Source organism: Chitiniphilus eburneus, from assembly GCF_005048205.1.
In the GTDB taxonomy this organism is placed as follows: Bacteria; Pseudomonadota; Gammaproteobacteria; order Burkholderiales; family Chitinibacteraceae; genus Chitiniphilus; species Chitiniphilus eburneus.
The window spans coordinates 17,613-30,855 of the sequence record NZ_SUMF01000027.1 but is presented as its reverse complement, the minus strand read 5'-3'; the positions used below and the strand labels follow the sequence as shown (position 1 = coordinate 30,855).

General features: G+C 68.6%; 8 protein-coding genes. 1 reads left to right on the top strand and 7 read right to left on the bottom strand.

Annotated features, from left to right (window positions below; all coding sequences use genetic code 11):
* Positions 1-98: 98 nt before the first annotated feature.
* Positions 99-812: an autoinducer binding domain-containing protein gene (locus FAZ21_RS16380; RefSeq protein ID WP_136774523.1), complete on the top strand. Its 714-nt coding sequence runs from the start codon at positions 99-101 to the stop codon at positions 810-812.
* 192 nt (positions 813-1,004) lie between these two features.
* Here the strand turns inward: FAZ21_RS16380 and thrS are convergent, their stop codons facing one another.
* The 7 genes from thrS to FAZ21_RS16345 form a co-directional block, all read right to left on the bottom strand.
* Positions 1,005-2,915, bottom strand: coding sequence for a threonine--tRNA ligase (gene thrS, locus FAZ21_RS16375; RefSeq protein WP_136774522.1), 1,911 nt, complete (start codon positions 2,913-2,915; stop codon positions 1,005-1,007).
* Between the two features lie 244 nt (positions 2,916-3,159).
* Positions 3,160-4,620, bottom strand: a complete 1,461-nt coding sequence (locus FAZ21_RS16370; protein ID WP_136774521.1) for a chorismate-binding protein — start codon at positions 4,618-4,620, stop codon at positions 3,160-3,162.
* A complete protein-coding gene (locus tag FAZ21_RS16365; protein ID WP_136774520.1) occupies positions 4,617-5,735 on the bottom strand; it encodes a 3-deoxy-7-phosphoheptulonate synthase in 1,119 nt (372 codons plus the stop codon). Before FAZ21_RS16365 ends, FAZ21_RS16370 begins: the two co-directional genes overlap by 4 nt.
* Before the next feature lie 19 nt (positions 5,736-5,754).
* On the bottom strand, positions 5,755-6,540 hold the full coding sequence (locus FAZ21_RS16360; RefSeq protein WP_211243498.1) for an SDR family NAD(P)-dependent oxidoreductase: 786 nt from the start codon (positions 6,538-6,540) through the stop codon (positions 5,755-5,757).
* 11 nt (positions 6,541-6,551) lie between these two features.
* Positions 6,552-6,794 (bottom strand): phosphopantetheine-binding protein, encoded by a 243-nt coding sequence (locus FAZ21_RS20935; protein ID WP_136774519.1) that lies wholly within the window; start codon positions 6,792-6,794, stop codon positions 6,552-6,554.
* Positions 6,791-7,435 carry an isochorismatase family protein gene (locus FAZ21_RS16350; protein WP_136774518.1) on the bottom strand — a complete coding sequence of 215 codons (645 nt, stop codon included), beginning with the start codon at positions 7,433-7,435 and terminating at the stop codon, positions 6,791-6,793. The genes FAZ21_RS20935 and FAZ21_RS16350 overlap by 4 nt, the downstream gene beginning before the upstream one ends.
* A gap of 29 nt (positions 7,436-7,464) precedes the next feature.
* Positions 7,465-13,206, bottom strand: coding sequence for a non-ribosomal peptide synthetase (locus tag FAZ21_RS16345; protein ID WP_169307462.1), 5,742 nt, complete (start codon positions 13,204-13,206; stop codon positions 7,465-7,467).
* Between the last annotated feature and the right edge of the window lie 37 nt (positions 13,207-13,243).

The window sequence follows — 13,243 nt, the reverse complement described above, 5'->3', positions numbered from 1 at the left end:
GCATTTACTAGTTATATTTGTAATTATCCAGAAATAAAACTGGATTTAGATACCGATATGACCAGCCTGCAACTGCGGGCGACAGGGCGGCAACGAGCATGAAAACCTGGCAAGCGGATCTGCTGGACCTGGCCGAGCGGGCCGGGTGCGAGCAGGCGGTGTTCGCGCGCGTCGAACAGGCGGCCCGCGAACTGGGGTTCGAGTATTGCGCCTATGGCCTGCAACTGCCGTATCCGATGTCCAGCCCGCGCATTGTCTGGCTGAACAACTACCCCCCGAGCTGGCGGGATCACTACCTGGCGCAGGATTACATGGCGCTCGATCCCAGCATCCACCACGGGCGGCGCTCGCAGCGGCCCCTGCTGTGGGACGACGCGTTGTTCGCTGGCACGCCGCGGCTGTGGAGCGAGGCGCGCGCGGCCGGCCTGCGGGTGGGGTGGGCGCAATCCAGCCTGGATGCGCGCGGGGTCGGTGGCATGCTCACCGTGGCGCGCTCCGGCGAGCCGCTGGGCGAACACGAACTGGCGGCGCAGGAACATAAGCTGAAATGGCTGGCGAGCCTGACGCATCTCACGCTGTCACGCATCGTCGGCGACCGCCTGCGCAACGAGACCACCGAAGCGCTGACCGCGCGCGAGCAGGAGGTGCTCAAGTGGACCGCCGACGGCAAGTCGGCGGCGGAGATATCCGACATCCTGTCGCTGTCGAAGACCACCATCGATTTCCACATCCGCAACGCCATCGTCAAATTGCAGACCGCCAACAAGACGGCGGCGGTGGTGCGGGCCGCGCTGCTGGGTATGCTGATCTAGGGCGTGTCGTCACCTGTTTCACGACAGCGTTCGGTGCACTTCGGGCGGCGTCGTGCCCGCCCAGCGTTACATCGTTGGCCCACCCATTGACCCTGTCCGGAATGCGCATGGCGCCGGCGTGCAGGCGGGCGCTCCGCCTGATCGGCCCAGCGATCCCGGCCACCCGGCGGGCCGGGCAAGGTTCGCGGGTGGTCAGCCGATGGTCGTTTCCGCACGCAGTCGCGCGGCGAAGTCGGCCAGCGACAGCGTGCCCAGGTCCTCGCCAGAGCGGGCGCGCACGGTGACGGTGCCTTCCTCTTTCTCGCGGTCGCCCACCACCAGCAGGTAGGGAATGCGCTGCAAGGTGTTCTCGCGAATCTTGTAGCCGATCTTCTCGTTGCGCAGATCGGATTCGACGCGGAAGCCCTCGCGCACCAGCGTGGCGCGCACGGTTTCCACATAGTCGGCCTGTGCATCGGTCACGTTGATCAGCATCGCCTGCACTGGCGCCAGCCAGGCCGGGAAATACCCCGCATGGTGCTCGATCAGGATGCCGAGGAACCGCTCCAGCGAGCCGACGATGGCCCGGTGCAGCATTACCGGGCTGCGCCGCTGCGAATGCTCGTCGATGTATTCCGCGCCCAGGCGCTCGGGCATCAGGTAATCGACCTGGATGGTGCCGACCTGCCACTCGCGGCCGATGGCGTCCTTCAGGTGGTACTCGATCTTGGGGCTGTAGAACGCGCCCTCGCCGGGCAGTTCTTCCCACGTCACGTCACAGGCGCTGAGCGCATTGCGCAACAGTGCCTCGGCCTTGTCCCACACCTCGTCGCTGCCCAGCCGCTTGCCGGCTTCGGGGCGCAGTGCGATCTTCACCGCGATGTCGTGGAAACCGAAATCGGCATACACCTTGAGCGCCTGGCGATGGAAGGCCTTCACCTCGTCGGCGATCTGCGCTTCGGTGCAGAACACGTGGCCATCGTCCTGGGTGAAGGCGCGCACGCGCATGATGCCGTGCAGCGCGCCGGAAGGCTCGTTGCGATGGCAGCCGCCGAATTCGCCGTAGCGGATCGGCAGGTCGCGATAGCTGCGCAGGCCCTGCTTGAAAATCTGGATATGCCCGGGGCAGTTCATCGGTTTCAGCGCGTACTGGTGCTTCTCCGATTCGGTGATGAACATGTTTTCCTGGTAGTTGTCCCAGTGGCCGGACCGCTTCCAGAGCGAGATATCCAGCACCTGCGGCGCCTTCACCTCGCGATAGCCCGAATCGCGATACACGCGGCGCATGTATTGCTCCACCGCCTGCCACAGCGCCCAGCCCTTGTAGTGCCAGAACACCATGCCGGGTGCTTCTTCCTGCTGGTGGAACAAATCCAGCAGCTTGCCGATCTTGCGGTGATCGCGCTTTTCCGCTTCTTCCAGTTGCAGCAGATACGCCTTCAGGTCCTTTTCATTGAGCCACGCGGTGCCGTAGATCCGGCTCAGCATGGCGTTGTCCGAATTGCCGCGCCAATAGGCACCCGATACCTTCATCAACTTGAATGCGCGCAATTTGCCGGTATTGGGAACGTGCGGGCCGCGACACAGATCGGTGAATTCGCCCTGCGTATACAGCGAGAGCGCTTCGTCGGTGGGGATATCGCGCAGGATTTCCACCTTGTATTGCTCGCCCAGCCCGGCAAAGAAATCGGCGGCCGCGTCGCGGGTTTTTTCCGAACGGGTGACGGGTAATCCTTCTTTCACGATGCGCGCCATTTCGGCTTCGATCGCGGGCAGATCCTCCGGCGTGAAGGGCCGCTCGCCGGCGAAGTCGTAATAGAAGCCGTTTTCGATTATCGGGCCGATGGTGACCTGGGTACCGGGGAAAAGCCGTTGCACTGCCTGTGCCAGCAAATGCGCGGTGGAGTGGCGGATCACCTCCAGCGCATCCGGGTGGCGGTCGGTGACGATTTCCACGGTGGCGTCGCGGGTCAGCGGGTAGGCCGCGTCCACCAGCTTGCCGTCCACTTTCCCGGCGAGGGTGGCGGCGCCGAGCCCCGGCCCGATGGCGGTGGCAAGCTCCTGCACCGTCAATGACTGGGGGAATTCGCGTTTACTGCCATCGGGCAAAGAGATCGTAATCATTTTTGTAAGTGAAATTGGTGAATTTATACAGGTTGGCGATTCTAGCATCGTTTTTTTTGGTAAGTATTTATGAGGATAAGCTGATGCGGCACGATTGGCGCCGGGATCAATCCCCGGTACTGGCCGCCATTCACTTTCATTGAAAAACGACCCGCCGCCACCCCGGACATGGGCGATCGGCGCCGGGCAGGGGCGGATGGCCGGTCGCGCGCAATGCCAATGGGCCGGACCGTCCGCCGTTGCATTACATCCACACTGGATTGGCGGAATGCGCCGATGCCGGCGGCGACAGCAGCGCGACGAAATCGTTGTTCAGGAAGGGCGCCATCTTGTTGCTGGTTTCCAGCCATTCGCGATATGGATCGGCCCCCTGCACGATGCCGCTGCCGGCATAGACCTGTACCTCGTGGCCGGATAGCCGTGCGGTGCGGATCGCCAGCGCGAAATTGGCATCGTCGCCCAGCGTGATGAAACCCAGCCCGCCGGTGAAGAAGCCCCGTTCGATCCGCTCGAACTGCCGGATGCGCTCCCCGCCCAGATCCAGCGGCTTGCCCCAGATGGTGGCTGGCGGGTACACCGCCGCCAGCACGTCGAAGATGTTCATGCCCGGCTTGAGCTGGCCGCTGATCACGCTTTTCAGGTGCTGCACGTAGCCCAGGTCGATCACGCTGCGCGATTCACGCAGGCTCAGCGTCTCGGGCAGGCAGATCGCGGCCAGGTGGTCGTAGAACATGCCGGCGGCGGTTTCGTGTTCCTCACGTTCCTTGTTGTCGCTCAGCAATTCCTGGCGATAGCGCACGCTTTTTTCGCTGACGGCCGAGCCCTTGCGCGTGCCGGCCAACGGTTCCACCACCACTTCGCCCGCTGTCTTGCGGACCAGCGTTTCCGGCGAGATGCCGACCCAGGCGTCGCCGTCGTTCCAGCGGAACACGAATTCGTAGTTGCTGCCGGCGCGGCGCGGCGCCACCATCCGCAGCAGCGCGTTGGGCGTGGGCGGGTGCTTCAGCCGCAGCTTCACTGCTCGCGCCAGCACCACCTTTTCGGCACTGTCCGGCGTCAGCGCTTGCAGTAGATCGACCAGCGTATCGACGTAATCCACGCATTCGGGCGTGTCCTGGTGCTGAAGTACCTGCAGGCCGGGCGCCGGTGGCAGGTCGTACGCCTGTTCGAACAGGCGCGCGTCCAGCGTGGCGGCGTGGGGCCCGTCGAAGCAATGCAGCGCGCAATGTGTGGCGTCGATGCGGCACCACAGCCGGGGCAGCGTGAACACCAGCGGCTCGGTCACCAGCTCGGGCCGCGTGCCGCAGCGCCAGCCACCCAGCAATGGCGTTTCCGGTGCCAGGCCGTGACGGTCTTGTAGCATCGGCCGGATCTCGTCGAGGAACACGGCGGCCAGGCGGAACACCTGCTCGTGGTAGGGCAGCGAGCTATCCAGGCGGAATAGCGCGCTGCGCTCGATCGCCTCGCCATGGCGCAGGCGCACCGTCACCTGGTCGCCGTCCTTGAGCGCTTCCACCTGCATCTCGCAGCCCAGCGCCACCAGCGAGACCGTGCCCTGCTCGGTGGGGTAGCTGAACAGCGCGGTGAACTCGGCCGCCAGCGCCGGGTGCCGCTGCTCCAGTGCCTGTAGCACGGCCGAGCCATACAGGTTCACGCCCAGTGCCGGGCGCGGATTGGGGCAGGTGACGCGTTTGACGGTCTTCATCCGGCGTTCCTCAAGGCTAGGGCAAGGTTGCTGCACAGTTGCAGCGCTTCCTGGAATTTCAGTTGCGACGGGCGCGGGCCGCTGCCGCCCGCCGGCCCGGCGTGCAGGTAGGCCCCGGCCAGCCGGTTGTGCTGCGCGGCGTGCAGCGCGACGGTCTGCGTCAGTTCGGCGATGGCGTCGTCCAGCACGATTTCGCCGTCGTCGCGGGTATTGCCGCGCAGTGGATCGCACAGCCATACCGCCGGCGCATTCGCCTCGCGCAGCGCGGCCAGTTGCGGGCCGAGCGCGGCGCATTGCCGCCCCATGCTGCTGATCAGCACCAGCTTGCCGGGGGTCCGGTCGGGATCGAGCATGCGGCAGATGCCCACCAGCCGCGCCGGGCTGAGCTGTGGCGACACCCGCACCCCGATCGGGTTGCGCACGCCCCGGCAGAATTCCAGGTGGCTGCTGTCGGGGAACAGGTTGATCTGTTCCAGTACCAGCAGGTGCGCGCTGGCGGCGTAGAAGGCGTCGTCGTGCCGTCGCACCAGCGCAGCTTCGTAATGCAGGTTGGCGCCCTCGTGGGCGGTGTAGAGCGGCCCGTCGTCGCGCCGCAACAGCGATAGCGCCAGTTGCGCCGCCTCGTAGGCCCAGAGCATGCGCTTGGCGTCCGGCTGGCGGCACCACGGGCTGGGGGCGCGGCTGTTCACCATGTCGCCGTAGTAGCTGGTCATGGTCAGGCCGTTCACCACTTCGGTAGGTTGCAGCCGGGAGCGTGCGTAGTTGCCCGCCAGCAATCCCACCGTGGTCACCGGCGTGCCGGCCACCAGCGCCAGATAGCGCCGCAGCGTGGCCAGCGCGCGCAGCCGCGCGCCAAGCTGGGCCGGGCTGGCATCGTGGAAATATTCCTCCGCGTCGCCGGTGAGCAGCACGCAGCCCCGGCCCTCGGCGGCGGCGCACAGGTCGGCCTGGAGGCGTTCGATGTCGCCGTAACGCACCAGCCCGGGCAGGCTGGCCAGGCGCTCGGTCACCCCGGCCAGGTCGAAGTCGGGGTACGACGGCATGTGGCGGTGTTCTTTGTCCCGCCAGCATTGCGGGTGCCAGCGGGGGCGGGTTTTCAGCTCGGAGAGATCCATGTCGGTTCCTCGGAAGGGCTCATGCGAAGGTGGCGCCGCCGTCGATCACTAGGTTTTGCAGGGTGATGTGGCCGGCGTCGGGCGAGAGCAGAAACGCTACGCCGCGCGCGATGTCGGTCGGCTCGGCCACCTTGCGCAGCGGAATGCCCGTGCGGTAGCGCGCCGGGTCGCCATCGATCAGCCACCGGGTCGCGTCGGCGTTGTCGTCCAGCAGGGACTGCAACATCGGGGTGCGGGTGGAGCCAGGCGAGACCACGTTGCAGCGGATGCCATGCCGGCCCAGCTCCAGCCCCAGGCAGCGGGTGAACATGGCGGCGGCGGCCTTGGACGCGCAGTAGGCGCCCATGTCCACCCGGGGCGTCAGCCCGGCATTGGATGCGACGGTGACGATGGCGCCCTCGCCACGGCCGACCATCCACCGCGCCACGGCCTGCGACACGTGGAAGGTGCCGTGCACGTTCACTTCGAAGGTGTGCAGCCAGTCCTCGGCGGCGGTATCGAGCAGGCTGGCCGGGCTGAGCACACCAGCGCAGTTCACCAGCCCGTACAGCGGCCCCGCCGCGTCGATGGTGGCCACGGTGTCGCGCACCGCCGCCGGCTGGCCGATGTCCAGCACGTGGCCGAACAGCCGGCCGGGCGCCGGCGACTGGGTTTCCAGCCATTGCGCCAGCGCCGTGCCGTTGCGGTCCACCGCGTGCACCACCGCGCCCTCGGCCAGTAGCTGTCGCGCGATGGCGGCTCCGATGCCCTGCGCCGCGCCGGTCACGAGTACCGCGCGGTTGCTGAAGCGTTGCGGGGTCTGCATGGCGGCCTCCATCAGCGGCGCGCCGCGATCAGCGCCCACCAGGCGTCGAAGCTGCGGTGCTCCACCAGTTCGACGAAGGCCACCGCCACGCCCTGGCGGCGCCAGTTTTCGACCAGCACCATCAGCCGTACCGAATCCAGCCCGGCGTCGATGGGGTCGTCGATGCCGGCCAGCTCGGCCGGGGCGAGGCGCAGCAGCGCGGCGATGTCCGCGTCGAAGCGCGCGCGGTCGAAGTGCGGCAGCGGCGCGTTCATGCGGCGTCCCCCAGTTGTTGCAGCAGCTCGGCGCTGGACAGCACCTTGCCGGAGCAATGCGCTACGTGGTGCAGCGCCATTTCGTGGTGTGCTTGCGAAAAATCGCCCAGCGCGTCGGCCACCAGGAACGGCTCGATATCGGCCATGAAGGCGTCGGTGGCGGTCACCAGGCAGCCGATGTGTGCGTACACGCCGCAGATCACCAGTTGATCGCGCCCCAGCGCGCGCAGGCGCTCCAGCAGGTCGCTGCGCTCGAACGCGCTGTAGCGATGCTTCACCAGCAACTGGTCATGGCCGAGGCGGGGCTCCAGCCCCGGTACGATGGCGCGGCCGTCGCCCGCCTGCGGCATGCCCGGCCCCCAGAAATCGACCAGCAGCCCGCGTGCGCTGCGCGGCTGGTCGCCCGGTTGCGCGGTATAGAAGGTGGGAATGCCCAGCGCGTGGCAACGCTGGCGGATGGCGTCGATGCGCTCCACCAGGCCGCGCACGAATGCGTCCGATTCGTAGCGCGCCACGAAGTAGTTCTGCATGTCATGGATCAGCAGTGCGGCGCGTTCGGGCGCCACCTGCCACGGTAGCGGCGGGCGGTGCAGCGTCACGCCGGTCGGTACCGGGTAATCCTGGATCAGGGGGATGGCCATGTGGTCGGTCTCCGGAAAGGGGTAATGGTCTATTCGGCCAGGCGTGCGCGCAGCGCCTTCTTGTCGGTCTTGCCCAGCGTGGTCTTGGGCAGCGCGGGGACGAAGCGGATCAGATCGGGCACCTTGAAGGCGGCGATGCCGCGTTCGCGCAGGAACGACTTGAGCGAGGCTGCGAGCGCGGGCGGCGCCGCCTGCTGCTGCGGCGCCAGCACGATGAAGGCGCACGCCACTTCGCCCAGGTAGCCGTCCGGCATGCCGACGATGGCGGCTTCGCGCACCTGCGGATGCGTCAGCAGGTGGCTTTCCACCTCCTCGGCCGCGATCTTTTCACCGCCGCGATTCACCTGGTCCTTGATCCGCCCGGTGACTACCAGGTAACCGTCGGTGCGGCGGCGGACCACGTCGCCCGTGCGATAGAAGCCATCGGGGGTGAAGGCCACGGCGTTGTGCCCGGGCGCGTTGAGGTAGCCGCGTATCGTGTACGGCCCGCGCACCAGCAACTGCCCCGGCGTGCCGTCCGGTACCGGCTGGTCGTGCTCGTCCACGATGCGGATTTCGTCGTCGGCGCTGATTGGCAGGCCCTGGCTGCCCTGCACCTGCTCGGCGGCGTCGCCCGGCCGGGTGTAGCAGACCAGCCCTTCGGACATGCCGTATACCTGTTGCAGCGCGCCGGGGAAGGCGTCGGCCAGCGCGGCCGCCTGCGCTTTGCCCAGGCTGGCGCCGCCGATCTGCAACAGCCGCAGGCTGGATAGATCGTGCGCGCGTTCGGCGTGCAGCCAGGCCAGCGCCAGGCTGGGCACCGCCGCGGCGACGCTGACGCGCTCGCGCTCGATGGTGGCGAACACACTGGCCGGGCTGGGGTCGGCGGTCATCACCACCAGCCCGCCGGCGTACAGCGCGCCGAGGAAGCCGGGCGAACTGAGCGCGAAGTTGTGGCCGGCCGGCAGCGCGCACAGGTAGACGCTGTCGCGGTCCAGCCCGCAGAGGTCGGCGCTGGCGCGGATGCTGTACAGGTAGTCGTCGTGGCGGCGCAGTATCAGCTTGGGCAGGGCGGTGCTGCCGCCCGACAGCGTGATCAGCGCCGCTTCGCGCGCATCGCGTTCCGGCCATTGCGCCGGCGCGCCGTACAGGGTGTCCAGCGCGACCAGTTCCTCAGCGTCGCCGGCCACGATCACGTGGCGCAGTGCTGGTGCAGTCGGTTGCAGCGCACGGGCCAGCGCGCGGTAGTCGCAGCCGTGGGCTTTGTCCTGGATCACGTAGGCGACGGCGCCCGATGCCGTGACGATGTGGCCGATCTCGCTGAGCCGGTCCGATGGCAGGGCGAACACCGGGATCGCACCCAGGCGGAACAAGGCGAACACCACTTCGACGAAGGCCACCGAGTTGGGCAGTTGCACCACCACGCGATCGCCTGCGCCCAGCCCCAGCTCGGCGAAGCCCGACGCCAGCCGGTCGGCGTTGAGGTCCAGTTCGGCATAGCTCAGGCGGCGTGTGGCATCGACCACCGCCAGCCGCTCGGGCGTTTGCGTGGCATGGCGGCGCAACATGCCGCCCAGCGTGGCGCCGGTCCAGTAACCCTTGGCGCGATATGCGGCGGCGAAGTCGGCCGGCCAGTAGGGCGCGTCCAGCCCCGGTGGCGTGGGTACGGCGCTGTCGGGCTGGCGCAGCCGCGCCAGGCAGTCGGCATGCGCGGCCGGGCCGAAACGCACCGCCCAGCCGTCGGGTGCGGCGGTGAATGCCGGCCATAGCGAGCGCTGCCCCGCCGCGTTGCCCAGCAGCAGAAAGCGCGCGCTGTCGTCGTCGAACGGGTTGTGGAAGTCGCGCAGCGTGCGCGGTGCGCGCACCGTTGCGGCGTGGCCCAGCGCGCCGTAGCGCTGTTCCAGCACCTGCGCCAGTGCCAGCGGCTGGTCGCTGACGAAGTAATGTCCACCGTCGGCGATCACCGACAGGCTGACCGCATCGGCGTAGCCCTGCCAATCCAGGTAGCGCGTGGCGTAGTCGGGGGTGAGCGGGTCGGCGTCGCCGACCACCACGTGGATCGGCGCGCGCAGCCGTACCCGCGCATCGAGATCGTTGGCGAAGAAGTCGGCGGTCTGGTCGGCGTCGTGTTTGGTAATGCGGGCGATGGCCGCCAGGCTTTCCTCGTCCAGCGCTTCCTGGAAGCCACCGATGCTGCGCAGGAAGGCGATGATGTCCTGGCCGCTCTGCGTGGCCACGCGGTCGCGCACCGCCAGCGGATCCTGGTCGGGCAGCATGCCGCCAATCACCAATGCGGCCAGTGCCGCGCCGTCGCGTTCCAGCTTGCGTGCGATGGCCAGCGCCACCGCGTTGCCGGCGCAGTGGCCATACACCACGATCGGCCCTTCGACGCTGGCGACGATCTCCGCCGTCACGCGCTCGGCCACGTCGTCGATGGCGCACAGTTCGTCGTCCGGCCGCAGCACGTCGTGCCCCGGCAGGTTCACCGCCACGCAGGCGAAGCGCGCCGACAGTCCTTCGACCAGCCCACGGAAGGCGAAGGCGTTGCCACCGGCGAACGGTACGCACAGCAACGTCAGCCGTCCGGCCACATCGCCCTGCGCGAATCGGTGCAGCAGGGGCTGGCCGAGCGGCGCGGCGCCGCTGCCGCGCTGGCGCAGGAAGTCGGCGCTGGCGCGTGGCGTCGGGGCGTCGAACAGCGTCATCACCGGGATATCCAGGTCGCGGCAGACGCGGATCGCCTTGATCGAATCGCCGCCGACTTCGAAGAAGTTGTGGTCGATGCCCAGTTGCGCCACGGCCAGGTGGCTGCACCAGCAGGCCAGCACCTGCTCATCCAGTGCGTCGCGCGCCGGTTCCACGTGCGCGTCGCCCGCCACCTGGATATCGGGCAGCGCCTTGCGGTCCACCTTGCCGTTGAGCGTGAATGGCAGCGCCGGCAGCACGCCCAGCGCGTTGGGCACCATATAGGGCGGCACGCGTTCGCGCAGGTAGTCGCGCAGTGCCGCCACATCCACTTCGCCGCCGGCCGCCAGGCTGGGCACCACGTGCGCCAGCAGCTTGGGATCGCCCGCCGCATCCCGCCGCACCGACGCCACGGCGTCCGACACCTGCGGATGGGCGCGCAGGTGCGCTTCGATCTCGCCCAGTTCGATGCGGTAGCCGCGCACCTTCACCTGCTGGTCGGCGCGGCCGATGTATTCGAGCACGCCGTCGGCACCCAGCGCCGCGACATCGCCGCTGCGGTACATGCGGCTGCCGGGCGGGCCGTAGGGGTTGGCGACGAAGCGCACGGCGTCCAGGTCGGGGCGGTTGAGGTAGCCGCGCGCCAGCCCGGCACCGGTGACGTACATCTCGCCGTAGCCGCCGGCCGGCACCGGGCGCAGTGCGTCGTCCAGCACCAGCAGGCCCAGGTCGGCGTAGGCGCGACCGATCAGGCTGCCGTTGCCGGCGCGCGCCTGCGCGGCGGTGACGAACTGGTAGGTCGTGTTCACCGTGGTTTCGGTGATGCCGTACATGTTGAGCAGGCGGGGGCGATCCTCCGGGTGCCGGTCGAACCAGGGGGCGACGCGTGCCGGGTCGAGCGCTTCGCCGCCGAAGCACTGGTAGCGCAACCGCAGTTGCGCGCCCAGGTCGGGGCGATCCGCTTCGGCTTCCATGAAGCGGTAGAACGCGGACGGAATCTGGCCGAACACGGTGACCTGTTCGGCCACGATCAGTTCGAGCAACTGGTCCGGTGCGCGGGTGGTCGCCACCGGCACGATCAACAGGCGACCGCCATGCAGCAGCGCCCCCCACATTTCCCAGACCGAGGCATCGAAGATGTATGCGTGGCACATGCTCCACACATCGTCGCGCCGGTAGTGGAACCAGGCGTCGGTGCTGTCGAACAGCCGTACCACGTTGCGATGGCTGATGCATACGCCCTTGGGCTTGCCGGTGGAGCCGGAGGTGTAGATCACGTAGGCCAGGTCGTCCGACGCGGCGCGGCGCGGCAGGTCGGTGTCGGGCTGGCGCGCCAGTTGCTCGCGCAGCGCGGGATCGTCCAGTTGCCAGACCGGGCACGGGGTGTCGCCCAGGGTGGCGGCGCTGGCGCGATCGGCGAGCAGCAGCAGCGGGCGGGTGTCGTCGAGGATGGTTTCGATGCGGCTGGCCGGCGCGTCCGGGTCCATCGGCACGTAGCCGGCACCGGCCTTGAGCACGGCCAGGATGCTGACCACCGTTTCGACGGAGCGCGCCAGCAGCAGCGCGATCAGTGGCTGGCCGGCGCCGCGCGGCGGGGCGGCCAGTGCATGTGCCAGCCGGTTGGCGCGGGCGTTCAGCGTGGCGTAGCTCAGGTGTTCGCCGTCCAGGGTGAGCGCGATGGCATCCGGCGTTTCGGCCGCCCAGCGCTCGAAGCGATCGACCAGCGTATCGGGCGACGCGGCCTGCGCCGGCTCCTGCTTGGCGATCTCGGCGAAGAACAGCCCGAGGTCGTCGTCGCCATAGGCGTCGAGCCGCCCCAGTGGGGTGTCGGGCCGCGCGCAGAAGCGGGGCAGGAAGGCGAGGAAGCGCGCGACATGCCGCGCCAGGTCGTCCTGGCGGTACAGCGCGGGGTTGGCCATACCGACGATGCGCAGGCCGCCGCCATCCAGGTTGGGCTGGATCAGCAGCGAGAGGTCGTCCGCCGGGCCGGCGCTGAGCACGTCGGCGTGCCCTTGCGCGGTGTCGAAGTGCAGCGTGTCGCTGAACACGTCGATGTTGATCTGCGGCCCGGTCAGGCGCCGGCCTTCGCCCAGCAGGTTGCAGTCGCGCCGCACGTCTTCGGCGCGATAGCGCTGGTGGGTGCGCATCTGCGCCAGTTCGGCGCCGACCGCTTCGATCAGTTGGCCGACGCTGCGATGCATCGGCGCGGACAGCCGCAACGGCAGCACGTTGGCGACGCTGCACGGCACGCGCGTGGCCACGCTGCCCAGGCGGTTGAGGAAGGGCACGCCCAGCACGATGTCGCGATGGCCGGTGGCGCGCGCCAGGAAGGCGCCGAACGCGGCGACCAATACGGGCACCCAGTGGCTGGATACGGCATCGGCCAGCGCGCGCAGCCGCGCCATGTCGGCGGCGGGTAGCGTGGCAACGTGGTACAGCGCGTGGTGGGCGGGCATGGCGCTGTCGGGCGCCAGGCTGGGCACTTCGCCGCCGCCACGGCAACGGTCGCGCCAGAACTCGCGGTCGGTGGCGAACGCGGGGGACGCCTGCCACGCGTGGTCGTCATCCAGTAGCGCGGCCAGCGTATCGAACGGCGCGCCTGCCGGTGCCTGATCGCGGGCAAGCGTGGTGTAGCACTGCGCCACGCGCCGGAAGAACATCGACAGCGCAAAGCCATCCAGCGCGATGTGGTGGGTCTTGAAGTACCACTGGTGGTGGTGCGCATCCAGCCGCAGCAGCGCGGCGCCGAATAGCGGGCCGTGCTCCAGGTCGATGCGGCGCGCGGTGTCCTGCGTCATCCAGCGGCGCGCGGCGCCGGTGGGGTCTGCGTCGTCGCGCAGGTCGAGCAGCGGCAACGCCACCGGCACTTCGGGCAGGACTTGCTGGCGGACCACGCTGTCGCCGTGCTCGTCGCGCTGTTCGGCGTAGCGGGTGCGCAGTACGTCGGTGTCGTGCACCGCCTGGTGCAGCGCCCGCGCCAGCAGGTCGTGGCGCAGCTCGCCGCGCAGGTCGATGCAACTGGCGACGTTGTAGGCGGGGCTCTGCGGGTCGAACTGGTGACCCAGCCAGATGGCCTGCTGCGCGGCGGTCAGGGGTAGGGCGGACATGGGCATTGCTTGCGCTCCGGGGAAACGGGGGACTGCG